This window comes from Microbacterium sp. C-MGS6 (genome assembly GCF_058140415.1).
On the sequence record NZ_CM176934.1, the window covers coordinates 1,488,643 to 1,514,304 of the forward strand.

The 25,662-nt window shown below is 70.3% G+C and carries 22 protein-coding genes; 18 read left to right on the forward strand and 4 right to left on the reverse strand.

The window, feature by feature from the left end; translation table 11 throughout:
* The first annotated feature begins 117 nt into the window (after window positions 1-117).
* The 5 genes from nusA (at window position 118) to AC3B5L_RS07125 (ending at window position 6,988) form a co-directional block, all read left to right on the forward strand.
* Window positions 118-1,101, forward strand: coding sequence for a transcription termination factor NusA (nusA, locus tag AC3B5L_RS07105; protein WP_187663844.1), 984 nt, complete (start codon window positions 118-120; stop codon window positions 1,099-1,101).
* Window positions 1,102-1,163: 62 nt separating this feature from the next.
* Entirely contained in the window at window positions 1,164-1,418 is a 255-nt protein-coding gene (locus AC3B5L_RS07110; RefSeq protein ID WP_083391685.1) for a YlxR family protein, read from the forward strand.
* Window positions 1,419-1,512: 94 nt separating this feature from the next.
* Window positions 1,513-4,242 (forward strand): translation initiation factor IF-2, encoded by a 2,730-nt coding sequence (infB, locus tag AC3B5L_RS07115; protein ID WP_490096345.1) that lies wholly within the window; start codon window positions 1,513-1,515, stop codon window positions 4,240-4,242.
* 105 nt (window positions 4,243-4,347) lie between these two features.
* The gene (rbfA, locus tag AC3B5L_RS07120) at window positions 4,348-4,773 is read left to right on the forward strand and encodes a 30S ribosome-binding factor RbfA (RefSeq protein ID WP_187663847.1); all 426 of its coding nucleotides are present in this window, start codon (window positions 4,348-4,350) and stop codon (window positions 4,771-4,773) included.
* A gap of 208 nt (window positions 4,774-4,981) precedes the next feature.
* Window positions 4,982-6,988, forward strand: a complete 2,007-nt coding sequence (locus AC3B5L_RS07125) for a LuxR C-terminal-related transcriptional regulator (protein WP_490096346.1) — start codon at window positions 4,982-4,984, stop codon at window positions 6,986-6,988.
* A gap of 7 nt (window positions 6,989-6,995) precedes the next feature.
* Here the strand turns inward: AC3B5L_RS07125 and AC3B5L_RS07130 are convergent, their stop codons facing one another.
* Window positions 6,996-7,892: an HhH-GPD family protein gene (locus AC3B5L_RS07130; RefSeq protein ID WP_268776457.1), complete on the reverse strand. Its 897-nt coding sequence runs from the start codon at window positions 7,890-7,892 to the stop codon at window positions 6,996-6,998.
* A gap of 52 nt (window positions 7,893-7,944) precedes the next feature.
* Here AC3B5L_RS07130 and truB point away from each other — a divergent pair, with 52 nt between their 5' ends.
* The 6 genes from truB to AC3B5L_RS07160 all read left to right on the forward strand — a co-directional run bounded on the left by truB (window position 7,945) and on the right by AC3B5L_RS07160 (window position 14,223).
* The gene (truB, locus tag AC3B5L_RS07135) at window positions 7,945-8,838 is read left to right on the forward strand and encodes a tRNA pseudouridine(55) synthase TruB (protein ID WP_315637026.1); all 894 of its coding nucleotides are present in this window, start codon (window positions 7,945-7,947) and stop codon (window positions 8,836-8,838) included.
* Entirely contained in the window at window positions 8,835-9,203 is a 369-nt protein-coding gene (locus tag AC3B5L_RS07140) for a hypothetical protein (protein ID WP_187663851.1), read from the forward strand. The genes truB and AC3B5L_RS07140 overlap by 4 nt, the downstream gene beginning before the upstream one ends.
* 56 nt (window positions 9,204-9,259) lie before the next feature.
* Window positions 9,260-9,697: a hypothetical protein gene (locus AC3B5L_RS07145; RefSeq protein ID WP_268776454.1), complete on the forward strand. Its 438-nt coding sequence runs from the start codon at window positions 9,260-9,262 to the stop codon at window positions 9,695-9,697.
* The gene (locus tag AC3B5L_RS07150) at window positions 9,694-10,644 is read left to right on the forward strand and encodes a bifunctional riboflavin kinase/FAD synthetase (RefSeq protein ID WP_268776453.1); all 951 of its coding nucleotides are present in this window, start codon (window positions 9,694-9,696) and stop codon (window positions 10,642-10,644) included. The genes AC3B5L_RS07145 and AC3B5L_RS07150 overlap by 4 nt, the downstream gene beginning before the upstream one ends.
* Window positions 10,645-10,845: 201 nt before the next feature.
* The gene (locus AC3B5L_RS07155) at window positions 10,846-12,990 is read left to right on the forward strand and encodes a DEAD/DEAH box helicase (protein ID WP_187663853.1); all 2,145 of its coding nucleotides are present in this window, start codon (window positions 10,846-10,848) and stop codon (window positions 12,988-12,990) included.
* 204 nt (window positions 12,991-13,194) lie between these two features.
* Window positions 13,195-14,223 (forward strand): 6-phosphofructokinase, encoded by a 1,029-nt coding sequence (locus AC3B5L_RS07160; protein WP_187663854.1) that lies wholly within the window; start codon window positions 13,195-13,197, stop codon window positions 14,221-14,223.
* 197 nt (window positions 14,224-14,420) lie between these two features.
* Here the strand turns inward: AC3B5L_RS07160 and AC3B5L_RS07165 are convergent, their stop codons facing one another.
* The gene (locus AC3B5L_RS07165) at window positions 14,421-15,284 is read right to left on the reverse strand and encodes a DUF559 domain-containing protein (protein WP_187663855.1); all 864 of its coding nucleotides are present in this window, start codon (window positions 15,282-15,284) and stop codon (window positions 14,421-14,423) included.
* Between the two features lie 285 nt (window positions 15,285-15,569).
* The gene (locus tag AC3B5L_RS07170) at window positions 15,570-17,663 is read right to left on the reverse strand and encodes a S9 family peptidase (protein ID WP_490096347.1); all 2,094 of its coding nucleotides are present in this window, start codon (window positions 17,661-17,663) and stop codon (window positions 15,570-15,572) included.
* A 154-nt stretch (window positions 17,664-17,817) separates the two neighbouring features.
* Here AC3B5L_RS07170 and AC3B5L_RS07175 point away from each other — a divergent pair, with 154 nt between their 5' ends.
* The 4 genes from AC3B5L_RS07175 to AC3B5L_RS07190 are packed head-to-tail and all read left to right on the forward strand — an operon-like array spanning window position 17,818 to window position 22,004.
* Window positions 17,818-19,182 (forward strand): inorganic phosphate transporter, encoded by a 1,365-nt coding sequence (locus AC3B5L_RS07175; protein WP_490096348.1) that lies wholly within the window; start codon window positions 17,818-17,820, stop codon window positions 19,180-19,182.
* The gene (locus tag AC3B5L_RS07180; protein ID WP_187663858.1) at window positions 19,179-19,514 is read left to right on the forward strand and encodes a peptidase; all 336 of its coding nucleotides are present in this window, start codon (window positions 19,179-19,181) and stop codon (window positions 19,512-19,514) included. The genes AC3B5L_RS07175 and AC3B5L_RS07180 overlap by 4 nt, the downstream gene beginning before the upstream one ends.
* 47 nt (window positions 19,515-19,561) lie before the next feature.
* Entirely contained in the window at window positions 19,562-20,491 is a 930-nt protein-coding gene (locus AC3B5L_RS07185) for a phosphodiesterase (RefSeq protein WP_490096349.1), read from the forward strand.
* A gap of 52 nt (window positions 20,492-20,543) precedes the next feature.
* Entirely contained in the window at window positions 20,544-22,004 is a 1,461-nt protein-coding gene (locus AC3B5L_RS07190) for an aspartate ammonia-lyase (RefSeq protein WP_187663860.1), read from the forward strand.
* Window positions 22,005-22,067: 63 nt separating this feature from the next.
* Here AC3B5L_RS07190 and AC3B5L_RS07195 read toward each other — a convergent pair whose 3' ends face one another.
* Window positions 22,068-22,937, reverse strand: a complete 870-nt coding sequence (locus AC3B5L_RS07195) for a fumarylacetoacetate hydrolase family protein (protein WP_490096350.1) — start codon at window positions 22,935-22,937, stop codon at window positions 22,068-22,070.
* An 89-nt stretch (window positions 22,938-23,026) separates the two neighbouring features.
* On the opposite strand from AC3B5L_RS07195, the gene AC3B5L_RS07200 reads away from it, so the two are divergent.
* The 3 genes from AC3B5L_RS07200 (at window position 23,027) to AC3B5L_RS07210 (ending at window position 25,643) form a co-directional block, all read left to right on the forward strand.
* A complete protein-coding gene (locus tag AC3B5L_RS07200; RefSeq protein WP_490096351.1) occupies window positions 23,027-24,328 on the forward strand; it encodes a PrsW family intramembrane metalloprotease in 1,302 nt (433 codons plus the stop codon).
* 214 nt (window positions 24,329-24,542) lie between these two features.
* Entirely contained in the window at window positions 24,543-24,911 is a 369-nt protein-coding gene (locus AC3B5L_RS07205; RefSeq protein WP_025103196.1) for an FKBP-type peptidyl-prolyl cis-trans isomerase, read from the forward strand.
* Window positions 24,912-25,088: 177 nt separating this feature from the next.
* The gene (locus tag AC3B5L_RS07210; protein ID WP_187663862.1) at window positions 25,089-25,643 is read left to right on the forward strand and encodes a YceI family protein; all 555 of its coding nucleotides are present in this window, start codon (window positions 25,089-25,091) and stop codon (window positions 25,641-25,643) included.
* Window positions 25,644-25,662: the final 19 nt, after the last annotated feature.

A 25,662-nucleotide genomic window follows, 5' to 3' on the forward strand; every position in this document is an offset into this window, starting at 1 on the left:
CTGCCGCGCGAATGCCTGTGCCCGGGCGCGGATGGCCCGGGGGCGCGGCACACGGTATCGTGGTACGGATGTCGCGCGTGCATTCGGGCGCGACGAGAGCTGAATAGGGAGGCCGTCATGGACATCGAACTGAGTCTGCTGCGAGGGATCGAGAAGGAGAAGGCGATCCCGTTCGACGAGCTCGTCGCGATCATCGAGCAGGCGATCCTGACCGCGTACTCCAAGCACGTCTCGCCCGAGGGCGCCGCGCCGGAGGGCGTCCGCGTGCACCTCGACCGCAAGACCGGCCACGTCGCCGTCCTCCAGGTCGTCCGCGACGACGAGGGTGCGATCATCGGCGAAGAGGAGGCGACGCCCGACGACTTCGGGCGCATCGCCGCGTTCGCCGCCAAGCAGGTCATCAGCCAGCGCCTCCGGGACATCGCCGACGACGCCGTCCTCGGCGAGTTCAAGGGCAAGGAGGGCGACATCGTCGCCGGCGTGATCCAGCAGGGGCCCAACCCGCGCATGATCCACGTCGACCTCGGCTCCGTCGAGGCGATCCTCCCGCCCGAGGAGCAGGTGCCCGGCGAGGAGTACACGCACGGGTCCCGTCTGCGCGTCTACGTCACCAGCGTCGCCAAGGGGCTCAAGGGTCCGCAGATCACCGTGTCGCGCACGCACCCCGGCCTCGTCCGCAAGCTCTTCGCCCTCGAGGTGCCGGAGATCGCCGCCGGACTCGTCGAGATCGTCGCGCTCGCGCGTGAGGCGGGCCACCGCACCAAGATCGCGGTGAAGGCCAACGACCCGGCGATCAACGCCAAGGGGGCGTGCATCGGTGAGATGGGGCGCCGTGTGCGAGCCGTCACGGAGGAGCTGGCGGGGGAGAAGATCGACATCGTCGACTACGACGCCGACCTGCCGACGTTCGTGGCGCACGCGCTGTCGCCCGCCAAGGTCACGAGCTCGTTCGTCCTCGACGCGAGCACCAAGGCCGTCCGCGCCCTCGTGCCCGACTACCAGCTGTCGCTCGCGATCGGCAAGGAGGGTCAGAACGCGCGTCTGGCCGCCAAGCTCACGGGTGCGAAGATCGACATCCAGCCGGACAGCGTCCTCGACTGATCCCGGTCCGTCCTCGACGCCACGCCCGGTGGCGGCGAGGACGGACGGAACGCAGGTGTAAGATGGAACCCGTACGAACGTGCGTCGGTTGCCGCACGCGTGCTCCCCGCTCCACTCTGCTCAGGGTGGTTGCCCAGAACGACACCCTCATCCCCGATGAGCGTGCTGTCCTGCCGGGGCGCGGCGCGTGGGTGCATCCGACACCCGAGTGCATGGAAGCCGCTCTGCGGCGTCGAGCTTTCGGAAGAGCACTGCGTGTGACCACTCAGCTGGACACACGGACCTTCGAACAGCACCCACCAAGAAACAAAGGCTGAACAGCTATGGAAACAAAGTGAACGGCTCGAAATGAGACCCGTCCGCGACTAGTGGTCTGCCCTGTCTGGGCAGACCGACCCAGACAGGAGAATTGTGGCTGGTAAACCACGCGTACATGAGATCGCCGCCGAACTCGGCGTCGACAGCAAGGTCGCACTTGCGAAGCTCAAGGAACTCGGCGAGTTCGTGAAGAGCCCGTCCTCGACGGTCGAGCCCCCGGTGGCGCGCAAGCTGCGCGCCGCGATCGAGGCCGACCCGTCCCTCAAGGCCGGGTCCGAGCCCGCTGCGGCGAAGCCCGCCGCGAAGCCGGCACCGAAGTCCTCGGCGCCCACCCCTGGCCCGAAGCCCGGACCCAAGCCGGGTCCTGCGGCTCCGGCCGCCCCGGCACCGGCGCCCGCCCCCGAGGCGGAGAAGGCTCCGGCACCGTCGGCGCCCGCGAAGTCCGCGGCTCCGGCCCCGGCCGCGCCGTCCTCCGGTGACGGCAACGCGCCGAAGCCCGGCGCGCCCCGTCCCGGCAACAACCCGTTCTCGTCCGCTCAGGGCATGGGCCAGCGTCCCGCCGGCCCTCGTCCCGGCAACAACCCCTTCGCCTCGGCGCAGGGGATGGGCCAGCGGCCGACCCCCGGCAACATCCCGCGTCCGCAGGCGCCGCGCCCCGGTGCTCCGCGCCCGGGTGCCCCGCGTCCCGGCTCGCCGCGTCCCGGCGCTCCCCGCGGCGGCCAGGGTGGTCGTCCCGGTGCTCCGTTCCAGCAGCGTACGGGCGGTCCCGGTCGCCCCGGCGGCGGTGGCGGTCCCGGTGCGGGTCCCCGTCCCGGTGGCGGTTTCGCCGGTCGTCCGGGTGGCGGCGGTGGCCGTGGCCGTGGTCCCGGTGGTGGTACCGCCGGTGCCTTCGGTAAGGGCGGCGGCAAGAGCAAGCAGCGCAAGTCGCGGCGGGCGAAGCGGCAAGAGTTCGAGATGCGGAGCGCCCCGGTCGTCGGTGGCGTCAACGTCACCCGCGGCAACGGGGAGATCATCCGCATGCGTCGCGGTGCGTCCATCGCGGACTTCGCCGACAAGATCGAGGCCCTGACCGGCTACACGGTGCAGCCGGGCACCCTCGTCACGATCCTCTTCAACCTCGGCGAGATGGCCACGGCCACCGAGTCGCTGGATGAGGCCACGTTCGAGGTCCTCGGTGAGGAGCTGGGCTACAAGGTCCAGATGGTCTCGCCCGAGGACGAGGACAAGGAGCTCCTCGAGGGCTTCGGTCTCGACCTCGAGAAGGAGCTGGAGGAGGAGAGCGAGGACGACCTCGAGATCCGTCCCCCGGTCGTCACCGTCATGGGTCACGTCGACCACGGTAAGACGCGCCTCCTCGACGCGATCCGTCAGACCAACGTCATCGAGGGTGAGGCCGGCGGCATCACCCAGCACATCGGTGCTTACCAGGTCTGGACCGAGCACGACGGCATCGAGCGGGCGATCACGTTCATCGACACCCCGGGTCACGAGGCGTTCACCGCCATGCGTGCCCGTGGTGCGCAGGTCACCGACCTCGCGATCCTCGTGGTCGCGGCCGACGACGGCATCATGCCGCAGACGGTCGAGGCGCTGAACCACGCCCAGGCGGCGAACGTGCCGATCGTGGTCGCGGTGAACAAGGTCGACAAGCCGGAGGCCAACCCGGCCAAGGTGCGTCAGCAGCTCACCGAATACGGTCTGGTGGCCGAGGAGTACGGCGGCGACGTCATGTTCGTCGACGTGTCGGCCCGTGCCAACACCGGCATCCAGGAGCTCCTGGACGCGGTGCTGCTCACGGCGGACGCCGGTCTCGACCTGACCGCCAACCCGAACAAGGCTGCTCGCGGTGTCGCCATCGAGGCGAAGCTCGACAAGGGCCGCGGTTCGGTCGCGACGGTGCTGATCCAGTCCGGAACCCTCCGGGTCGGCGATGCGATCGTGGCGGGCACCGCCTACGGCCGCGTCCGCGCGATGATCGACGAGAACGGCGAGGTCGTCGAGGCGGCTGCGCCGTCCCGACCGGTCCAGGTGCAGGGTCTGAACTCCGTGCCGCGCGCCGGCGACGTCTTCATCGTCACCGAGGAAGACCGCATGGCGCGTCAGATCGCGGAGAAGCGCGAAGCCGTCGAGCGCAACGCCCAGCTGGCCAAGGCCCGCAAGCGCATCTCGCTCGAGGACTTCACCCGTGCTCTCGAAGAGGGCAAGGTCGAGTCGCTCAACCTCATCATCAAGGGTGACGTCTCCGGTGCCGTCGAGGCGCTGGAGGAGTCCCTCCTCAAGATCGAGGTCGACGATTCGGTGCAGCTGCGCATCATCCACCGCGGTGTCGGTGCGATCACCGAGTCCGACGTGAACCTGGCGACGATCGACAACGCGATCATCGTGGGCTTCAACGTCCGCCCCGACACGAAGGCGCGCGAGCGTGCTCAGCGTGAGGGCGTGGACATCCGCTTCTACTCCGTCATCTACAACGCGATCGACGAGATCGAGAGCTCGCTCAAGGGCATGCTCAAGCCGGAGTACGAAGAGGTCCAGTCGGGTGTCGCCGAGATCCGCGAGGTGTTCCGCTCCTCGAAGTTCGGCAACATCGCCGGTGTCATCGTGCGGTCCGGGACGATCACGCGCAACGCGAAGGCCCGTGTCATCCGAGACGGCGTCGTCATCGCCGATGGCCTCGCCATCGAGTCGCTGCGCCGGTTCAAGGACGACGTCACCGAGGTGCGGACGGACTACGAGGCCGGTATCGGCCTCGGCAAGTACAACGACATCCAGATCGGCGACGAGATCGAGACGACCGAGATGGTGGAGAAGCCGCGCGGCTGATCCGCACGGCTCCGGCGGCTGCCTCCTCCTCCCATGACGGGGGAGGGGGCAGCCGCCTCCGCGGTTCGCTGGGAACCGCGATGCACAGAGGTGGGAGAAGGAACAATGGCTGGTGAACGACAGGCCCGACTCGCGGATCGCATCCGCGTGATCCTCGCCGAGCGCTTGGAGAAGGGGCTGCGCGACCCGCGTCTCGGCTTCGTGACCATCACCGACGTCCGCGTGAGCGGCGACCTGCAGCACGCTTCCGTGTTCTACACGGTGCTCGGTACGGAAGAGGAGCGCCTCGCCAGCGGTGCCGCGCTCACGTCCGCGACCGGAATGCTGCGCAGCGAGGTCGGTCGACAGCTCAGCACGCGACTCGTCCCCACGCTCGAGTTCATCCCGGACGCCCTCCCGGAGAACGCGGATCACATCACCGCCCTGCTCCGTGAGGCGCAGGAGCGGGACGCGGAGGTCGCCAAGCTGGCCTCTTCCGCGACCCACGCCGGTGAGGCCGACCCCTACCGTGCGGACGACGACGAGGACTGATCCCGTCTGATACCCTCAGGTCCGCGGCGGGACAACCGGTGGATCTGGGGGGATCGACATCGAGTCTCGGAACGCGCCTGCGGGGTCGTCCGTCGCGCCCGGCGACGTCGAGGCGCTGCTGGACGAGCTTCGGGCTCGAGAGCTCGCGTGTGCCCCGCACGTAGCCGCGCGGCTCGTCGCCGCGCTTCCGGAGGATCAGGCTGCCGTCATGGCGGTGGCGGCCCGCCTCACACCGGAGCAGCGGCGAGGTCTCGGCCGGCTGCCGTGGCCGCTGCCGTCCGCCGCCGATGCCGTCCCTCTCGGCATGCTGTCGACCCCGGACCGGCTGCTGCTGCTCACCGTGGCGTTGGCGTTCGAGGATGACCTCTATCCGGTCCTCGCGGTGGACGGGCGCGGCGTGGAGGAGGTGCGGGCGAGCGGCGCCGCGCCGCACCTGGTGATCCACGCGGGACGCGTCCGGTTCGCCGACCCTCGGATGGAGACGCGAGTGCACGCGACCGCGTCGGCGGCTGAGGTCGCGCATACGCACGCGCGCCTCGCCGCGGTCGCCGTCCGGCGGCGAGATCGGGTGGCTGCGGCCTGGCATCGCGCCCGTGGAGGCGCCGCCCGCGATCGTCTGTCCGCGGCGGCGTTGACGGCGGGTGCCCGCGCCGCGGCCGCAGAGGGACGCACGGAACGCGTGCTGCTGCTCGCCGCCGAGGCCGCGAAGCACGCGGCCGGCGACATCGGCGAGGAAGCGCGAATGCTCGCCGGGTGCGCGGCGCTCGCATGCGGTCATGCGGCGGATGCCGAGGAATGGTTGGGAAGCCTCGTCTGCGGTGCCGCCGAGCACCGTCGGGGGCGAGCGCTCGGACCGTTCCTCGTCGCCCGCACGTTCCGGTACGGAGCGGTGCCGGCCGTCGATCCGCAGCGGCTCGCTCCGCTGCGTACGGCGGACGGCGACTCCTGGGCGCGGTCCGCGGCGCTCCTGGCGATCCTGTGCGCGGAGCGCGGCGACCGCAGGGCGGGGCGCCGCTGGCTCGCCGATGTCCGTGACGGGGCCTCGCGCGTCGGCGGAGACGGCGTCCTGCGGGACGCGGTCGAGTCGCTGTGCGGCCTTCTCGCCGGGGAGGTCGTCACGGGTGACGTGCCAGGAACCGGCGGGCTGCTGGGCGCCGTGTCGGGGGCTCTGCATGCCGCGTGCGGCGGCGACATCGACGAGGGCCTGCGGCTGCTGCAGACCGCGGATCTCTCCGGGGTGGGGGAGCGCGATCCGATGATCCCCGGTTTCGAGCACAGCCCACTGGGCCGGGCCTACCGGGCCGTCACCGAGGTGCTGCTTCTGGTCTGGCGGGGAGACATCGGTCGCGCCAGGCTGCTGCTGCGGCAGGCAGCGGTCGAGCTCCCCGTCGCGATCCCGTTCGCGGGACTCGGCGTGGTGCTGGCTCGGCGGCTCGATCTCGCGGTCCTCGGCGCTTTCAGCCCGATCGCCAGGGCTCTCACCGCCGTGCTCCCTCCGGCCGCAAACATGGACGTACTGGTGGACCGCGCTGTCGAGGCGTTCCTGAACGGCTCCTTCGAGGCGGCCGCCGGTGCGATCGGGCTGTGGCGGGATCGCGGGGAGCCGCAGGCGCGCTTCGCGGTGCCGGGGGTGGAGGAGGTCGTGCTCGTCCCCGAGGCCGGACGGGCGTCACCGGCGGTGCGCCCACCGGAGACGGAGTTCGCCGACGCCCTGCGTCACGCCGTCGCGCCGTCCGGCGACGGTGCCTGGCGCACGGAGCAGGAGACCCTGCGAGAGGCGGCACGACGGCTTCGGTCGCCCTTCGCCCGCGGCCGCGTCGAGACGCTGCTCGGGGTCAGGTCCGGGCTGCACGGGGATCCGATCGCGGCCCGCAGTCACCTTGCGCAGGCCGAGATACTGTTCGAGGCCGCCGGGGCGAGCGCGTGGGGGCGTGCCGTCCGCCGGCGTCTGCAGCGGCTGGAGACCGACCCGCACGTCACGGGCGGCGCGCATCTCCCCGTGTGCCGGAGCGCCTGGGCGCAGCGGCTGACGTCGCGGGAGCTGGAGGTCGCGATGCTCGCCGTCGAAGGCACGGGGAACCGCGCGATCGCGGAGCGCCTGTCGGTGTCGATCCGGACGGTCGAGGTGCATCTCGGACGCGTGTTCGCGAAGCTGCACGTGCGCAATCGTGTCGAGCTGACCGTGTTGGCGCACCGGACCGAGCAGTACCTCTGAGCAGCGCTCACCGCGGCAGCGAGAGGCCCTCCCCGTCCGCTTCCGCGAGTCCGTCTGCGATCAGGGAATCGATCGCCCGATCCCGCTGACGCAGGTCGGGCCATGCCGGGAGGACCGCCGCGAGGGGAACCGGCTCGGGGGCCGCGTCGCGCAGGAGCCGGAGCACGGCGCCGCGGGCCTGCCGGTCCGACCCCTCGAACGTGGCCTGTCGCCGTCGCTCGTCTCCGGTATCGGGTCGGCCGGCTGCGAGCCACGCGCAGGTGTCAGCCAGCGGGCAGCGCTCGCACCGGGGCGCGCGCGACGTGCAGATCGTCGCGCCGAGTTCCATCGCCGCGGCGTTGAGGACGCTCGCCTCAGTCACCCCCTCGGGAAGCAGGGAGGACATGAGAGCGAGGTCGCGGCGGGATGGTGGCCCCGGTTGTGCCCGTCCATCGACGGCTCGTGCCAGGACGCGCCGTGTATTGGTGTCGACGACGGGATGTCGGTCGCCGTACGCGAAGACGGCCACGGCACGGGCGGTGTAGTCGCCGATGCCGGAGAGGGCGAGGAGGGCGTCGACGTCGCGCGGCACGACGCCTCCGTGCCGTTCGACCACCTCGATGGCGGCCCGGTGCAGCCACAGGGCCCGCCGCGGATAGCCGAGGTTCGCCCACTGGTGCACGACGTCCGCCGTGGACGCTGTCGCCATCGCGCGGGGCGTGGGCCACCGTGTCAGCCACGCGTCGAGATGCGGGATCACCCGGGTCACGGGCGTCTGCTGCAGCATGAACTCACTCACCAGGACGCCCCAGGCGCCGAACGTCGCATGGAAGTCCGGCCGGCGCCACGGGAGGTCGCGCGCCGCCTCGGCGTACCAGCCGAGCAGGGGCGTCAACGTCGCAGGGGACGGTGCGGGCGCGGCCATCCCTCCAGCCTAGGCGAGCGGTCGCCGCTCTCGGCCTCGGTAGGCTGGAGGGATGGCGACCCCCGGTATCCTCCTCGTCGACAAGCCCGGCGGGCTGACCAGTCACGACGTGGTCGCCCGCACCCGACGGGCCTTCGGGACCCGCAAGGTCGGCCACGCCGGGACTCTCGACCCGATGGCCACGGGGCTGCTCGTCATCGGCATCGAGGGTGCGACCCGCCTCCTCACGTACATCGTGGGCGCCGACAAGACCTACGAGGCGACCATCCGGCTCGGTGCCGTCACCTCCACGGATGACGCGGAGGGCGAGATCCTCCACACTGCGGACCCCGCCGCTCTCGTCGCGGTCGAGGACGCGGCGATCGATGCCGGGGTGGCCGCGCTGACGGGCGCGATCTCCCAGGTCCCGAGCGCGGTGTCGGCGATCAAGGTCGACGGTCGTCGCGCGTACGACCGGGTCCGTGCGGGGGAGGAGGTCGTCCTCGAGCCGCGGGAGGTCGTCGTCTCCCGGTTCGATGTCCTCGCCCGTCGCCGCGACGACCACGCCCTCGACCTCGATGTCGTGGTGGACTGCTCGTCCGGCACCTACATCCGCTCGCTCGCCCGCGACCTGGGCGCTGCCCTCGGCGTCGGCGGCCACCTGACGGCGCTCCGCCGCACCCGCGTCGGCCCGTTCGACGTGCGCGACGCGGTGTCGATCGACGCGCTCGACACCGCTCCCGTGCTCACCCCCGGCCAGGCCGCCGCTCGCGTCCTCCCCGTCCTCCCCGTCACGGCGGACGAGGCCCGCGATCTGCGCCACGGCAAGCGTCTGGCGGGGCAGGCGGTGCGCCTGGACGGTCCGCTCGCCGCGGCCATCGAGGACGACGGCGCGCTGGTGGGGATCGTCGAGAAGCGCGGCGCCGATGTGAAGAGTGCCATGAACATGCCGGAGGTCTCCCGATGATCCTGTGGTTCACGATCGTGGAGATCGTCGTCGCCGTCGCCGCCGGGCTCTTCTGCCTCGGTGCCGGGTTCGCCGGTCGGCGCCCCAGCGACTTCTCGGTGGGCGCACTCGCGCTCGTCGAGCTGCTGCTGCTCGTGCAGGTCGTGGTCGCCATCGTCGCGCCCCTCGCGGGGAATCCGCCGACCGGGGACCTGCTGGAGTTCTGGGTGTATCTCGTCTCGGCGGCTCTGCTCCCGATCGGTGCGGTGCTCTGGGCCCTCATGGAGCGCAGCCGGTGGAGCACTGTCGTTCTCGGCGTGGCCGCCCTCGCTATCGCGATCATGCTGTGGCGCATGCAGGTCATCTGGACGATCCAGGTCGCCTGAGCGCGGGCCGGGAGCGGACGCCGGGCGGCTCACCCGGCTCTAGGATGGAATGCGCTATGAGCTCCACCGCCCCCTCCACCCGGATGACCGGTATCGGTCGTGTCCTGGTGATCGTCTACGCCGTGATGGCGCTGGCGGCCACCGGGCGCAGCTTCGTGCAGATCGTCCGTCGATTCGACGAGGCCCCGCTGGCCTACACGCTGTCTGCGCTCGCCGCGGTCGTGTACGTCCTGGCGACGCTCGCACTCGTCTTCGCGCGGCGTCGGGGCTGGTACACCGTCGCGTGGGTCGCGATCGTGTTCGAGCTCACCGGCGTCCTGGTCGTCGGCGTCCTCAGCCTCGTCCTCCCCGAGCTCTTCCAGCACGAGACCGTGTGGTCGCTGTTCGGGCGCGGTTACCTCTTCATCCCTCTCGTCCTCCCGGTCTTCGGGATCTGGTGGCTCCGCACGCACCGGCCCGTCGAGGCCACGCGTCCGGTCGAGGTCGCCGCGTGATCGTGTTCCGGAATCCGGACGAGGTCCCGGACGGCTACGGCCCCAGCGCCGTCGCCATCGGGAAGTTCGACGGCGTGCACGAGGGGCACCGGGCAGTCATCCGCCGTCTGGAGGAGGCCGCCGCAGCCTCGGGGAGCCGTGCCGTCGCGGTGACGTTCGACCGCAACCCGCTCGCCGTGATCCGTCCGGACCGGTGCCCCGAGAACGTCGTGACCGTCGACCGCAAGCTGGAACTCCTCAGCGAGCTCGGCCTCGACGCGACGCTCGTGCTCACGTTCGACGAGACGCTCGCCGCCCGCAGCGCCGAGGACTTCGTCGTCGACATCCTCGTCGGCGCGCTGCACGTGTCCACCGTGCTCGTCGGTGCCGACTTCCGCTTCGGGCACCGGGGTGCAGGAACGCCCGAGCTGCTGCGCGCACTCGGCCCCCGCTACGGCTTCACGGTCGAGGTCGTGGACGACGTCTACCTTCCGGGTTCCAGCCGACGGGTCTCGTCGAGCTGGATCCGCGAGCTGTTGATGGCGGGGGATGTCGCCGAGGCCACTCGCGCGCTCGGACGGTATCCCGACGTGCGCGGCGTCGTGGTCCACGGTCTGAAGCGCGGACGCGAGCTCGGCTTCCCGACCGCGAACCTCTCCACGATCGTCGACGCGTTCGTGCCCGCCGACGGCGTCTACGCCGGATGGCTCGTCGACCACGACACGGGGATCCGGCATCCGTCGGCGATCTCGGTGGGAACGAACCCCACCTTCGACGACGTGCTCGTGCGTCAGGTCGAGGCCCATGTGCTGGGGGAGACCGGTCTCGACCTCTACGGTCATGACGTGACGGTCGAGTTCGTCGAGCGGCTGCGCGGCATGGTCGCGTTCGAGGGCATCGAGAAGCTGATGACGCAGATGGCCGCCGACGTCGCGCAGGCCGCGGCCATCCTCGACGAACCCGTGTAACACGGCGGCACCCTGCTTCCGCGGCCGGGGGCCGGGATGGCATAGAATGGCATCAGGCTCCCACCGGTCCCGCACGTATCGCGTGCTCCGGCGGGAACACCGATCCACAGTCCGCACGGTCCTGGCTCACGCCACACGCGGACGACGAGAACGGCTCACGGCTCCCTGAGGGAGCCGGAGCCCTTCAGGCTCAGGAGGAGCATGCCGACCACGGCAACCGCCGCCCCGCGGCGCAAGAAGACGTCCCGTCGCGATGACGAGGCACCCCTCATCCCGATCCTCGCGCGCAAGGTGCGCGAGATCGAGGCGAAGTCCCAGCGCGGCAAGCTGGGCCCCACGAACCGCACGAAGTTCCAGGTGATCGCGTTCCTGGTGCGCGAGGAGCGCGCCAGGGTCAAGGCCGACACCGAGATCACCGATGCGGCCCGCGCCGAGCTGCTCAAGCGGCTCGACGGCGTCGCGACGATCCTCGCGAAGACGGCCGCTCGGGACACCTCGCTCATCCAGCTGCTCGAGGCCGACCAGGCCACCTCGCCGGTCGCCAAGCGGATGCGTCGCGACTGGCTGCTCGAGTCCGGTGCCGAGCTTCCCCCCGAGGAGCTCATCATCGCCGACCCCGCGCCCGTACAGGTGTCGGTGGTGCCGGCGGCCATCGCGGAGCGTCAGGTCACCCCGCCGTCGGTCGAGGCCCGCCAGCTCGCCAACCCTTTCCTGGCGCCCGACCTGACGCCGCGTCCGGCCAGCACGCCGCGCCGCCGTCTCGACGGCTGGGAGCTCATGGGGCCGCTGTACAAGGCATTCGAGACGGGTGCGGGCGGTGCCGCGGCGTCGATGGAGCTTCCCCCGGCCCCCGAGTTCGATCACCTCTCGCCCAAGGGCCGCGAGATCATGGTGCACCAGTCGCGCTTCCTCGAGGCCGTCCGCGCCGGGCACCGCAGCTTCCTGCTCGCCGACGAGCCGGGCCTCGGCAAGACGGCGCAGTCGGTGCTCGCGGCCTCCGTCGCCGGCGCCTATCCGCTGCTGGTCGTCGTGCCCAACGTCGTGAAGATGAACTGGGCGCGCGAGGTCGAGCGGTGGACGCCGCAGCGTCGTGCCACGGTCATCCAGGGCGACGGCGATGACATCGACGCCTTCGCCGACGTGTTCATCGTGAACTACGAGATCCTCGACCGTCACATGTCGTGGCTGGCGTCGATTGGCCTGCGCGGCATGGTCGTCGATGAGGCGCACTTCATCAAGAACCTCTCGTCGCAGCGCTCGCAGAACGTGCTCTCGCTCGCCGCGCAAGTGCGCGAGCGCACGCCGGGGCACGATCCGCTCATGCTCGCGCTCACCGGTACCCCGCTCATCAACGACGTCGAGGACTTCGACGCCATCTGGCGTTTCCTCGGCTGGACGAACGGCGAGAAGCCCGGACCGGAGCTCATGGAGAAGCTCGACGCGACGGGACTGACGCCTGCCGACAAGGCCTTCTACCCGGAGGCCCGCGACGCGGTGATCTCGATGGGCATCGTGCGACGGAAGAAGAAGGACGTCGCCGCCGATCTGCCCGACAAGCTGATCGCCGATCTGCCCGTGCAGCTCGACGACGAGTTCGGCCGCAGCATCCGCCAGGCCGAGCGCGAGCTGGGGGAGCGGCTGGCCGCCCGTTACCGTCGCATCATCGAGGCACGCGGCGACCGCGGCCTCGCCCCGGGCGAGATCGACGACGACATTGTCCGTCTCGTCGCGCAGAACGAGCTCGAGGAGTCGAAGGCGGCCGGCACCGGGGGAGACAACGTCTTCACCATGGTGCGCCGCATCGGTCAGGCGAAGGCGCTTCTGGCGGCGGACTACGCCGCGCAGCTGCAGCGTTCGGTCGGCAAGGTCGTGTTCTTCGCGAAGCACATCGACGTCATGGACCAGGCGGAGGCGCACTTCGCTTCGGCCGGCATCCGCGCGGTGTCCATCCGCGGTGACCAGACGAACACAGCACGGCAGCAGGCCATCGACGACTTCAACGGCGACCCCGAGGTCGGCATCGCGGTGTGCTCGCTCACGGCGGCCGGCGTCGGCCTCAACCTGCAGGCGGCGTCGAACGTCGTGCTCGCGGAGCTGTCGTGGACCGCGGCCGAGCAGACGCAGGCCATCGACCGCGTGCACCGCATCGGACAGGACGAGCCCGTCACGGCGTGGCGGATCATCGCCGCCCACACGATCGACACGAAGATCGCGGAGCTCATCGACCAGAAGCAGGGGCTCGCGGCCCGCGCGCTGGACGGCGAGGCGACGGAGGAGACCGCCAGCGAGTCGGTGCAGCTGGCCGCGCTGATGCATCTTCTGCGCGAGGCTCTCGGCGGCCGCTGAGCGAGCGTCAAGAACAAGAGTTCTTAACGCTGCTGCAGGCGGAAGTTCCTGTCGCGGCGCGAACTTCGTCGGCATCGGTCGCTGCGGCCGTCAAGATCGCGGGTTTTCGACGCGCTCGAATGGCCACGCGAGGGGGCGGCGCGCTAGTGTCGATCGCAGGCACTGTCGCCTCACCCCCATCCCTCGACCTCCGAAGGCAGCAGCATGAAAATCGGCATCCTGACGAGCGGCGGCGACTGCCCCGGACTCAACGCGGTCATCCGCGGCATCGTGCTCAAGGGCACCACGACCTACGACCTCGAGTTCGTCGGCATCCGCGACGGATGGCGCGGCGTCGTCGAGGGCGACTTCATGCCCCTGACCCGGCACGAGGTGAAGGGCCTGTCCAAGGTGGGTGGCACGATCCTCGGCACCAGCCGCACCAACCCGTACGAGGGGGAGCGCGGCGGTGCGGAGAACATCGCGAAGACGCTCTACGGCCACAAGATCGACGGCATCGTCGCGATCGGCGGCGAAGGCACCCTCGCGGCGGCGGACCGTCTCGCCAAGGACGGCATCAAGGTGCTCGGCGTTCCGAAGACGATCGACAACGACCTCCGGGCCACGGATTACTCCTTCGGCTTCGACACCGCCGTGAACATCGCCACGGACGCCATGGACCGGCTCCGCACCACGGGTGACTCCCACCAGCGCTGCATGGTCGCCGAGGTCATGGGTCGTCACGTCGGCTGGATCGCGCTGCATGCCGGGATGGCCGCCGGGGCCCACGTCATCTGCATCCCCGAGGTGCCGATGTCGCTGGACGAGATCACCGCTCTCGTCACGAGCGCCCACGATCGCGGTCGTGCACCGCTCGTCGTCGTCTCCGAGGGCTTCAAGCTCGCCGGCATGGACGAGGCCTACAGCGACAAGGGCCTGGACGCGTTCAACCGACCGCGGCTGGGCGGCATCGGCGACCTGCTCGCCCCCGAGATCGAGCGGATCACGGGCATCGAGACCCGCGCCACGATCCTCGGCCACATCCAGCGCGGCGGCTCGCCGTCGGCGTTCGACCGCGTCCTCGCGACCCGCCTCGGCCTGCACGCCGCAGACGCCATCGTTGACGGCGCCTGGGGGCAGATGGTCGCGATGCAGGGCACCGACATCGTCCGCGTCCCGTTCGCCGATGCTCTCGGCGAGCTGAACACGGTGCCGCGCTACCGCTACGACGAGGCCGCCGCCCTCTTCGGCTGACCTCCGCCCGGCTTCAGGCTCTCGCGCCGCTTCAGGCCTCTTGCTGTCTTCCTCGCCTGAACTTGCGTGAGAGCCTGTGTCCGCGTGGCCGCCTGTTCTCACGGCCTCACGCCGTGTCAGGCTCTCGCGCCGCTTCAGGCGTCTTGCTGTCTTCCTCGCCTGAACTCCCGTGAGGGCCTGTGCTTGTGTTCGGTCCGCTATCCGCGACCCGTCGCTCGATGGTCTGCGCGATGGAGCCCCTGCGCGAGCGCGGCCAGGACGGTGTCCTCGACATGACGGTCATCGACCATGACCTGGTGATAGTCGAAGCGGAGGACGGTGTAGCCGCGGAGTGCGAGCCTTGCGTCGGCAGCGAGGTCGCGTCGCCGGTCGCCCGCGGCGCTGTGGTGGCGGAAGCCGTCGATCTGGATGGCGAGCCGTTCGCCGATCACACCGTCGAGCGGATGGCCGTCGACCCACACCTGCTGTCGCACGTCAATGCCGACCGCGCGCATCCGTTCTACGAAGACCGTCTCGGGACCGGAGTCCGACCGGCCGCGGACGGTTCGAGCGAGGCGGTTCGCGGCATCGCACCGCCACCGGACGCGTGCGAGGGTGTCCAGTTCCACGGCCCCGTGGCGGACGGCGGACTCCCAGATCGCGCGGGCCTCGATCAACGGCCGGCATCGCGCGACCTGGAACAGGACGCCTAGGACAGGATCGACCGCCGCCCGCGGATGCACCGGAACGGGCCCCTGTGCGCAGTGCACCTGGACGCCGACGCGATCGAATCGAGAGGCGGTGCGGGGGAGGGCGACGTGCACCTCCGCGGCCCCGACATCCCACCATCCGGCGAGGGCCGCCGCGCTCACGCAGGTGACCCTCCCGCCCACGGATGCTGCGGCCCTGCGCCGTGGATCGACCTCAGGGACGAGCAGCCACGACCGGCGCACGCGCTCGAGCGTCCCTTCCCGCACCGCCCGACGCATCTGGTACTCGGTGAAGCCCGCCTCGCGCACGCGCGACGAATGCGCGGATCCTCCCTGCTCCCGGACCCAGCTCTCCACCCGTGTGCGTGTCACCCCTCCACCCTGCGGGCTCCCGCTGCCGCGCTTCACCACGCCACCGCGGATGGGGAGGCGCTTCCCGGAACTCTCCGCCTGTGCAGGAGCAGTGCTCGGTCGTCGATACAGGCCTCCACGCGAGCTCAGGCCAGGACAGGCATGGGCGCCTGACGCCCCGCGCGTGCCTGACTCCGCGCCGATGCCTGTGCCGGCGTCGCGCCCCGTGAGCACAGGCGCGCGCGCGAGTTCAGGCCAGGTCAGCGCGCAGGCGCCTGATGTCGCGCGAGCGCCTGATGTCGCGGGTCAGGCGAGGTGGAGGGTGTCGAGGAGCCAGGCGATCTCGAACGCCCGCTCGCGCCAGGAGTTGTACCGTCCGCTCACGCCCCCGTGCCCCGCGACCATCTCGCACTTCAGCAGCACGTCCTTCGCGCCGGCCTCCCGCAGCCGGGCGACCCACTTCGCCGGCTCGACGTAGAGCACCCGGGTGTCGTTCAGCGAGGTCACCGCGAGGATCCGCGGATACTCCACGCCGTCGCGCACGTTCTCGTACGGCGTGTACGACTTCATGTACGCGTAGACCTCGGGGTCGTGCAGCGGGTCGCCCCATTCGTCCCACTCGATCACGGTGAGGGGGAGCGACGGGTCGAGGATCGTCGTCAGCGCGTCGACGAACGGCACACCCGCGAGGACGCCGGCGAAGAGCTCCGGGGCGAGGTTGGCGACCGCGCCCATCAGCAGACCCCCGGCACTGCCGCCCTCCGCGACGAGCTGGGCCGGGGTGGTCGTCCCCTCGTCGACGAGGTGCCGGGCGCAGGCGACGAAGTCCGTGAAGGTGTTCCGCTTGTGCAGGAGCTTGCCCTCTTCGTACCACTGCCGACCCATCTCGCCGCCTCCGCGCACATGCGCCACGGCGAACACGACTCCGCGGTCCAGCTCCGAGAGCCGTGCGACCGAGAAGCCCGGGTCGATGGAGTGCTCGTACGAGCCGTAGCCGTAGAGGTGGACGGGACGCGTGGTCGCACCGGGCTCGCCGAAGGAGCGCTTCCACACGAGGGAGATCGGCACGCGGGTGCCGTCCTCCGCGGGGGCCCACTCCCGACGCTGTCCGTAGTCGGCGGGGTCGTAGCCGCCGAGCACCGTCACCTGCTTGCGCAACACGAGTTCCCGCGTCGCGAGGTCGAGCTCGTACACCGTGCCCGGCGTGACGAACGACGTGTACCCGAGTCGCAGGAAGGGGGAGTGCCACTCCGGGTTGCCGCTGACCCCCGCGGAGTAGAGGGGCTCGTCGAACCGCAGCTCCTCCACCGTGTCGGTCGCGTAGTCCAGGAGGCCCACGCGCTCGAGTCCTTCGCTGCGATACTCCACCGTGGCGAAGTCGCGGAAGGCGTCCACTCCGAGCAGTCGCCGTCCTGGCTGATGGGCGACGACGACGCGGCGCTCGCCCTGCGGGTCGTCCGCCGCTACGGAGACGAGTTCGAAGTCCAGGGCGTCGTCGTTGTGCAGGATGAGGAGCCGGTCCTCACCGTCCACCACCGCGTGCTCGAGCGAGTACTCCACGCCTTCGCGCCGCGGCCACACCGTGCGCGGCTCCGCGGTGATGTCGCCGGCGAGGTCGACGAGGTACTCCTCGCTCGTGATGCTGGAGCCCACACCGATCACGAGGTAGCGCCGGCTCCGCGTGATCCCGGCGCCGAGCCAGAACTTCTCGTCGGGCTCGTGGAAGAGCGTGATGTCGTCCGCCACCGGGGTCCCGAGCCGGTGCAGCCACAGGGTGTCGGGGCGCCACGCATCGTCGCGGGTCGTGTAGAGGACCCCGGTGCCGTCCGGGGTGAAGAACGCGCCTCCGGTGTTCGGGATCTCATCGTCCAGGGTGAGGCCCGTCTCCAGATCGCGGACGCGGACCGTATAGAGCTCGTCGCCCTCGAAGTCCGTCGACCACAGCAGCTTCGTCGCGTCGTCGGAGGTGTCGAACGCGCCGAGGGAGAAGAACTCGTGCCCCTCCGCCTCGACGTTGCCGTCCAGCAGCACCACCTCACCGGGGACGGGCACCCCCGGCTCGAGACGCGGCGGCGTCCAATCGCCCTCGGCGGCGGCGGCGCGACAGTGGATGCCGTACTGCGCGCCTTCCTCGGTGCGGCTGTAGTACCACCAGTCTCCACGCCGTGTCGGCACCGAGAGGTCGGTCTCCTGAACCCGTCCCTTGATCTCCTGGAACAGCGTCTCGCGGAGCGCGGCGAGGTGCGCGGTCTCGGCCTCCGTGTGCGCGTTCTCCGCCTCCAGGTGCGCGATGACCTCGGGGGAGTCCTTGGCGCGCAGCCACTCGTACGGGTCGTCGACCGTGTCGCCGTGGTGCGTGCGGAGGGTGGAACGGCGGGCGGCGATCGGGGCGTCAGTCACCGTCCCACGCTATCCCAGGTCGAGTTGACCGGCACGGGGGACGGTGGCAGGATTTACCGGGGCCGGTAAACGGAAGTCAAACCCACGGTGAACTCTTCGTTCGTCACGTCGATCCCGTCGACATCTCCCTCTTCCTCAAGACCGAAAGCGAACGGTGGAAACCGCAGCCCTCATCGTCGTGCTCGTCATCGCGCTGGCACTCTTCTTCGATTTCACGAACGGGTTTCACGACACCGCGAACGCGATGGCCACGCCCATCGCGACCGGAGCGCTCAAGCCCAAGACAGCGGTCCTCCTGGCCGCTCTCCTCAACCTCGTCGGCGCCTTCCTGTCGACCGAGGTGTCCAAGACCATCTCCGGCGGCATCATCCAGGAGGATGCGATCATCGCCGCGGGAGCGGAGCTGTTCCTCTCGTTGATCTTCGCCGGGCTCATCGGCGCCATCACCTGGAACATGCTGACGTGGCTGCTCGGCCTGCCGTCGAGCTCGTCCCACGCGCTCTTCGGCGGACTGATCGGCGCGACGCTCGTCGGCGCCGGTCTCGGCGGCATCGACTTCGGCGCCGTGCTGTCGAAGATCGTCCTCCCCGCCCTCATCGCCCCCATCACAGCCGGCATCATCGCGTACGTCGCGACGAAGATCGCCTACTCGGTCACTCGTCGCTACGACGGCAAGCCGGACGGACGGGACGGATTCCGCTGGGGTCAGATCTTCACGTCCTCCCTCGTCGCCCTCGCACACGGCACGAATGACGCGCAGAAGACGATGGGCGTCATCACGCTCGCCATGATCACCGTCGGCTGGCAGTCCGGTGCGCACCACGAGCCCGAGCTCTGGGTCATCATCGCCTGTGCGTTCACGATCGCCCTCGGCACGTACCTCGGCGGCTGGCGCATCATCCGCACGCTGGGCAAGGGCCTGACCGACGTCAAGCCGGCTCAGGGCTTCGCGGCGGAGAGCTCGACGGCCGCGACGATCCTCGCCTCCAGCGCCCTCGGATTCGCGCTCTCCACCACGCAGGTGGCCTCGGGATCGGTCATCGGATCGGGCCTCGGTCGCCGCGGGTCCACGGTCCGCTGGCGGACGGCAGGTCGCATCGGCGTCGGCTGGCTGCTGACCCTGCCAGCGGCCGGCGGCGTCGGCGCCCTGGCGGCACTGCTCGTCGTCTGGCTCGGCCCGTGGGGCGTGGCCATCGACGCCGTCCTCGCGGTGGCGATCATCCTCGGGCTGTACATGCGCTCTCGGCGCAACGCCGTCACACCGGCCAACGCCATGAGCGACGTCGCCGAGTCCCACCTCGCCGTCGAGGTTCCGGACACGCCGCCGCCCACGCGCCGCCAGCAGCGCATCGCCCAGGCGAAGGCGGAGGCGAAGGCCCGTGCCGAGGCCAAGGAGAAGGCGAAGGCCGAGGCGAAGGACAAGGCGAAGAAGAAGGCCAAGGCCAAGGCGGACGCGAAGGCCGCGAAGACCGGCAGCGCCTCGTCGTCCGACGCGTCGCAGAACAGGGACTCGGCATGAACGTCACGATCGACTGGATCGCCTTCCTGCAGGTGTTCGCCGCCGCGCTCATCGGCGCCGCCGCCATCGTCACCTTCTACGCCCTGGGCCTGCGTCTGCTCGTGCGCAGCGGGCGGGCGCCCGTCGTGAGCCCCGCGGAGTTCACCGACGCCATCACGGTGATCTCGGAGAAGGAGCTCAAGCGGGCCGCCAAGCAGGCGGCGAAGGCAGCGAAGAAGAGTCCGCTCACCGAAGGACAGAAGACCCTCGCGCTCGTGGGCGCCTACGGCTGCTTCGTGCTCTGCGCCGCCGCAGTCATCGCCGGCATCCTCCTGATCGTCATCGGCCACTGAGTCCGCGGTGCGCCGGCTGCGTCGGTGACCGGCCGTAGGCTGAGGACATGTCCGCAGCGAAGGGAACACCACCGGTCTTCGGTCGGTACGTCCCCGCCTCCCACGTCCTGATCCATGTGAGCGATCCGCACTTCCTCGCCGGAGGTGCGGCTCTGGGGGGACGGTACGACGTCGAGCGCACGTTCGCGCGGACGCTCGAGGCGATCCGCGCCGTGCATCCCGCTCCCGCCGCCATCGTGATCACCGGGGACCTCGCAGACCTCGGCGAGCCGGATGCGTACCGCCGGCTGCGTGCGGCGATCGAGCCGGTCGCCGCCGAACTCGGCGCTCCCGTGGTCTGGGTCGCGGGCAACCATGACGAGCGCCCGGTGCTGCGCGAGGTCCTCCTCGATGCCGAGCCCACGGAAGAGCCGGTCACCGGGGTGTGGGATCTCGACGGGCTGCGTCTGGTGGCCCTCGACACGAGCGTTCCCGGGTGGCATCACGGCGACCTCGACCCGGCGCAGCTCGCGTGGCTCGCCGAGGTCCTCGCCGAGCCGGCGCCGCACGGCACGCTCCTGGCGATGCACCACCCGCCGCTGCCCAGCCATCTGCCGCTGTTCGACATCCTCGAGCTGCGGCATCAGGACGAGCTGGCCGCCGTCATCCGGGGCACCGACGTCCGCGGCATCCTCGCCGGTCACCTGCACTACTCCTCGCACGGGCTGTTCGCCGGCGTCCCGGTGAGCGTGGCGTCCGCCACCTGCTACACGATGAACGTCGCGCGCCCCGCGTCTGAGGTGAACGGCATGGACGCCGCCCAGGCGTTCCAGCTCGTGCACGTGCGGCCGGAGACCATCACGCACACCGTCGTCCCGGTGGTCGATGCGCCGACCGGCGACTACTTCTCCGAGGAGTGGGTCGCCCGCATGGCGGCGCTGACGCCGGAAGGGCGCCTGGAGGCGTTCTCCAGAAAACCCCCGCAGGGACCGGCGTAGACTGGACGCATCCCCCGACCTTTCCGTTCGCCACGACCCACGAGGATGTGACATGGCTTCTGCCGCGCCCGCCAATACCCGTACCGAGACCGATTCGCTGGGGAGCATGGAGATTCCCGCCGAGGCGTACTGGGGGATCCACACCGCCCGCGCCGACGCGAACTTCCCGATCACGAAGCGCCCCATCTCGGTGTACCCCGAACTGGTGATCGCGCTCGCGATGGTGAAGCAGGCCAGCGCGAGGGCCAACAAGGAGATCGGGGTCCTCGACGCCGAGCGCGCCGACCTCATCGACCGCGCGGCGCAGCGCGTCATCGACGGCGAGTTCCACGATCAGTTCACGGTCGGCGTCATCCAGGGTGGTGCCGGCACCTCGACGAACATGAACGCGAACGAGGTCATCACCAACATCGCGCTCGAGATGGCCGGACGCGAGAAGGGCGACTACGCCTTCCTCTCTCCGATCGACCACACGAACCGCAGCCAGTCGACCAACGACGTCTACCCGACGGCGGTCAAGATCGGCCTGTCGCTGACGCTGCGCTCGCTGCTCGACGAACTGGACGCCCTGCGCGTGGCGTTCCTCGGCAAGGCGGGGGAGTTCCACGACATCCTCAAGGTCGGCCGGACCCAGCTCCAGGACGCGGTGCCCATGACGCTCGGCCAGGAGTTCCATGGCTTCGCCACGACCCTGGGCGAGGATCACAGCCGCCTCACCGAGAATGCCTCGCTCATGTTCGAGATCAACATGGGCGCGACCGCCATCGGCACCGGCATCACCACCCACCCCGACTACGCGCCGGCCGTGCTGAAGCACCTGCGCGAGATCACGGGGCTCGACCTCGAGACGGCCACCGACCTCGTCGAGTCCACGAGCGACACGGGCGCCTTCATGTCGTTCTCGTCGTCGCTCAAGCGCAACGCCATCAAGCTCTCGAAGATCTGCAACGACCTGCGGCTGCTGTCGTCCGGTCCGCAGGCGGGCCTCGGCGAGATCAACCTGCCCGCACGGCAGGCCGGTTCCAGCATCATGCCCGGCAAGGTCAACCCGGTGATTCCGGAGGTCGTGAACCAGGTGGCCTTCGCGGTCGTCGGCGCCGACATGACGGTGACCATGGCCGTCGAGGGCGGTCAGCTCCAGCTCAACGCCTTCGAGCCCGTCATCGCGCACTCGATCTTCCAGTCGATCACCTGGATGCGTCAGGCCATGTGGACGCTGCGCGTGAACTGCGTCGAGGGCATCACCGCCAACCGCGACCGTCTGGGCGCGATGGTCGGCGCGTCGGTCGGCGTCATCACGGCGCTCACGCCCTTCATCGGCTACGCGGCGGCCGCGGCTCTGGCCAAGACGGCTCTGCTGACCAACCGCAACGTCGCCGACCTGGTGGTCGAGGCCGGGCTCATGTCCCGCGACGAGGTGACCAAGCAGCTCTCTCCTGCCCGCCTGTCGGGCCTGGAGGCGGTCACCGCGGCCATCCCGATCGTCACCCCGGACGACCTCATCCAGATCTGAGCGTCGACCCGATACGGGAAGGGGACGGGAGCTCGAGCTCCCGTCCCCTTCGTCGCGTCCGAGTCAGTCGAGGATGCGGCAGTGCGTCGTGAGCTCGCCGATCCCGTCGATGCCGACCGTGACGGTCGAGCGGTCGCGGAGGAAGATCTGCGGGTCGCGGGAGTAGCCGGCGCCACCCGGGCTGCCCGTCGAGATCAGGGTGCCGGGCAGCAGCGTGAGCGACTGGGAGAGGTGCGCGATGAGCTCCGCCACCGAACGCACCATCTGGTCGGTGCTGGCGTCCTGCACGGTGTGCCCGTCGACGACGGTCCAGATGTGGAGGTCCTGCGGGTCGGCGATCTCGTCGGCGGTCACCGCGAACGGGCCGGTGGGGGTGAAGCCGTCGAACGACTTGCAACGGGACCACTGCGCCTCGGAGAACTGGATGTTCCGGGCGGTGATGTCGTTGACCACGGTGTAACCCCAGACGTGCGCGAGGGCGTCCGCCTCCGGGACGTCCTTCGCGGGGGTGCAGATGAGCACGCCCAGCTCGGCCTCGTAGTCGACGGCCTCGCTGAGGCTCCGCGGCCAGGAGGTGGTCTGATCGTGACCGGTGAGCGAGTTGGGCCACAGGGTGAACACGGTCGGCGCGGCGTCGGTCTTGAGGCCGAGCTCGCTGGAGTGGGCGGCATAGTTGAGCCCGACGGCGAGCACCGCCGGCGGCGCGATGACCGCGGAGGCGAAACCCCAGTCGGTCAGCGGGTGGCGCGGGGCCGTGCCGTCGCGGAGGGCGGCGCGGAGCTCGTCGAGTCCGGCGTCCCCTCGCTCGATCAGCTGCTGCAGGGTGGCAGGCGCGTCGGACAGGAGATCGGAGACGAGGATGGCGTCCGAGCCCTCCACCACGGCGAGAACCGCACGGGAGGAGTCTGGACGGCGCAGGTGAGCGAACCGCATGGTTCTACGCTACCGGGTGCCTGCGGCCGGTCGGGTGGAGGAAGCCCCCAGAGCCCGGCGCGCAAGCTTGTGCCCCATAAGCTTTGACCATGACCTTCGGAGGACCGTCCGACCCCCAGCAGCCCGCCCGATACACGCCCCCGGCGGGGACACCACCACAGCCCTCGGCGTACTCCGCCGCGCAGTACGCGCAATCGCCCTACCTGCCGCCGTCCTACGGACAGCAGCCGGGCTATGCGTCGGCTCTCGCGCAACCCACGCCCTACACACCGCCGGCGCCGGTCGCGCCGTCGCCCGCGGAGTCGCTGCCGGCTCTCCCGGTGCCGAACAAGAAGGGCCGCACGATCTCGCTGTGGCTCTTCGGCTTCCTCGGCTTCCTGCTGCTCGCACTCATCGGCTATTTCGGCTGGGCCCTCGGCCCGACCGCCTCGGTGATCGGGCTCGTCCTGGCTGTGATCCCGCTCACGATCGTCTTCCTCGGAGTGCGCATGATCGACCGTTGGGAGCCCGAGCCCAAGCGCCTCGTCGCATTCGCCATCGCCTGGGGTGCGGTCGCCGCCGTCGGCCTCACGCTCCTCGTCGACATCGGGCTCACGATGCTGCTGGGCATCCGGTCCGAGGAGTTCTCGGCGGTGGTGCAGGCCCCCATCGTCGAGGAGTTCTGGAAGGGCCTCGGGGTCTTCCTCATCTTCCTGCTCGCGCGGCGGTCCTTCGACGGGCCGGTCGACGGCGTCGTCTACGGGGCGCTCGTCGGTGCAGGCTTCGCGTTCACCGAGAACATCCAGTACTTCGCCATCAGCCTCATCGAGGGCGGCGGGGAGCAGCTCGGCGTCACGTTCATCGTGCGGGCGGTGCTGTCGCCGTTCGCGCACGCGATGTTCACCTCGCTGACCGGCTTCGCGATCGGCCTCGTGGCCCGCCGGCACGCCTCCGCCGGAGCGGCCGCCGGAGCAGGTCTGCTCGGCATGGTCGGGGCGATCCTCCTGCACGCACTGTGGAACGGATCGGCCACATTCGCGGACTTCTTCGGCCTCTACTTCACCCTGCAGGTGCCGCTGTTCATCGGCTTCATCCTCGGGATCATCGCCTTGCGCAGGGAGGAGGCGCGGCTCACCCGGGCCCGCCTGGCCGAGTATGCGGCCGCCGGCTGGTTCACGCCGGAGGAGGTCACGATGCTGGCCACGCCGGCCGGGCGCAAGGTGGGGCTCGCCTGGGCCGCGCAGCTGCGCGGCGACCGCCGGCCGCTGATGCGCGAATTCATCAAGGATGCGGCGGCTCTGGCCGCGGTCCGCCAGCGGGCGATCACCGGACGAGACCCGCTCGCCGTCGAGGACGAGCGTGCCCTGTTGATCCGGACCAGGGCGGCACGCGCCGCGCTGCTGGCCTACTGAGCGGCGCCCCCGCAGACAGACTCAGCGCCCGGTGCTGCGGCGATGCCTGCATGTCTCCCGGGCGCTGAGTTGATCTGCCACCAGGGTGCACCCGCGTCCCGCGAACTGTCAAGAGCCCCGGGGGACTTCGGAGCGGAGTCCCTCGGCGAGGTGTTCGCTGTGAGCAGGTGCCGTCGCGTTGACCGGCCGCGCGACGGTCGGGTTGGATGGAGCCATGACTGATCGCACAAAGCCCGAGTTCGACGCCCCGACCGGCCCTGCCCCCGCAGAACTGGTCATCCGCGACATCATCGAGGGTGACGGCGCCGAGGCCAAGCCCGGCGACACCGTGACCGTCCACTACGCCGGTGTGGAGTTCGAGTCCGGCGAGGAGTTCGACTCGTCGTGGGGTCGCGGGGAGACCATCCAGTTCCCGCTCCGCGGCCTGATCCAGGGCTGGCAGGACGGCATCCCCGGAATGAAGGTCGGTGGCCGCCGCGAGCTGATCATCCCGCCGCACCTCGCGTACGGCCCGGCCGGGGGAGGACACTTCCTCTCCGGCAAGACGCTGATCTTCATCATCGATCTCGTCGCCGTCGGCTGACATCGTCGCTCCGAAGCGCCCTGCACCCCGTGGTGCGGGGCGCTTCTGCATGTCGAGACATTTCTGATCGTCACGGGAATACATGCGAGTGAATGTATGTTGTCGGAAGGGTGCCGCGGACGATCGCGGTGCCATCCCTTCGCCGCCGCCGCGGCCGACGTCTCCTGAGGAGCAATCATGAGCAGCATCGACATCCCCGGTTACCGCCCCGGCACCTGGGTCCTCGACCCGTCCCACAGCGAGGTGACGTTCAGCGTCCGCCACATGATGATCTCGAAGGTGCGCGGCACCTTCGGTGTGAAGAGCGCGACGCTCGTGGCTCCGGAGAACCCCCTCGAAGCCAAGGTCGAGGCCTCCGTCGACGTGACCTCCGTCGACACTAAGGACGAGGGTCGCGACCAGCACCTCCGCTCCGCCGACTTCTTCGACACCGAGAACTTCCCGACCATGGAGTTCGTCTCGACCGGCGCCCGCGTCGAGGGCGGCGACTTCCTCGTCGACGGCGACCTCACCATCCGCGGCATCACGAAGCCGGTCACCTTCGAACTCGACTTCGGCGGCTTCGGCAGCGACCCGTGGGGCAACTACAAGGCCGGCGCCTCCGCCAAGACCGTCATCAACCGCGAGGACTTCGGCCTCACCTGGAACGCCGCGCTGGAGACCGGCGGCGTGCTCGTCGGCAAGGACGTCACGATCACGCTCGACCTCCAGGGTGCGCTGCAGCAGGACTGACGCGCAGACCCTGTGAACC

Excerpts from the sequence above, each read along its gene's own strand:
- nusA (WP_187663844.1), top strand. The coding sequence starts at position 118 with ATGGACATCGAACTGAGTCTGCTGCGAGGGATCGAGAAGGAGAAGGCG.
- AC3B5L_RS07110 (WP_083391685.1), top strand. The coding sequence starts at position 1,164 with ATGGAACCCGTACGAACGTGCGTCGGTTGCCGCACGCGTGCTCCCCGC.
- rbfA (WP_187663847.1), top strand. The coding sequence starts at position 4,348 with ATGGCTGGTGAACGACAGGCCCGACTCGCGGATCGCATCCGCGTGATC.
- AC3B5L_RS07125 (WP_490096346.1), top strand. The coding sequence starts at position 4,982 with ATGGCGGTGGCGGCCCGCCTCACACCGGAGCAGCGGCGAGGTCTCGGC.
- AC3B5L_RS07130 (WP_268776457.1), bottom strand. The coding sequence starts at position 7,892 with ATGGCCGCGCCCGCACCGTCCCCTGCGACGTTGACGCCCCTGCTCGGC.
- truB (WP_315637026.1), top strand. The coding sequence starts at position 7,945 with ATGGCGACCCCCGGTATCCTCCTCGTCGACAAGCCCGGCGGGCTGACC.
- AC3B5L_RS07140 (WP_187663851.1), top strand. The coding sequence starts at position 8,835 with ATGATCCTGTGGTTCACGATCGTGGAGATCGTCGTCGCCGTCGCCGCC.
- AC3B5L_RS07145 (WP_268776454.1), top strand. The coding sequence starts at position 9,260 with ATGAGCTCCACCGCCCCCTCCACCCGGATGACCGGTATCGGTCGTGTC.
- AC3B5L_RS07155 (WP_187663853.1), top strand. The coding sequence starts at position 10,846 with ATGCCGACCACGGCAACCGCCGCCCCGCGGCGCAAGAAGACGTCCCGT.
- AC3B5L_RS07160 (WP_187663854.1), top strand. The coding sequence starts at position 13,195 with ATGAAAATCGGCATCCTGACGAGCGGCGGCGACTGCCCCGGACTCAAC.
- AC3B5L_RS07180 (WP_187663858.1), top strand. The coding sequence starts at position 19,179 with ATGAACGTCACGATCGACTGGATCGCCTTCCTGCAGGTGTTCGCCGCC.
- AC3B5L_RS07185 (WP_490096349.1), top strand. The coding sequence starts at position 19,562 with ATGTCCGCAGCGAAGGGAACACCACCGGTCTTCGGTCGGTACGTCCCC.
- AC3B5L_RS07190 (WP_187663860.1), top strand. The coding sequence starts at position 20,544 with ATGGCTTCTGCCGCGCCCGCCAATACCCGTACCGAGACCGATTCGCTG.
- AC3B5L_RS07195 (WP_490096350.1), bottom strand. The coding sequence starts at position 22,937 with ATGCGGTTCGCTCACCTGCGCCGTCCAGACTCCTCCCGTGCGGTTCTC.
- AC3B5L_RS07200 (WP_490096351.1), top strand. The coding sequence starts at position 23,027 with ATGACCTTCGGAGGACCGTCCGACCCCCAGCAGCCCGCCCGATACACG.
- AC3B5L_RS07205 (WP_025103196.1), top strand. The coding sequence starts at position 24,543 with ATGACTGATCGCACAAAGCCCGAGTTCGACGCCCCGACCGGCCCTGCC.
- AC3B5L_RS07210 (WP_187663862.1), top strand. The coding sequence starts at position 25,089 with ATGAGCAGCATCGACATCCCCGGTTACCGCCCCGGCACCTGGGTCCTC.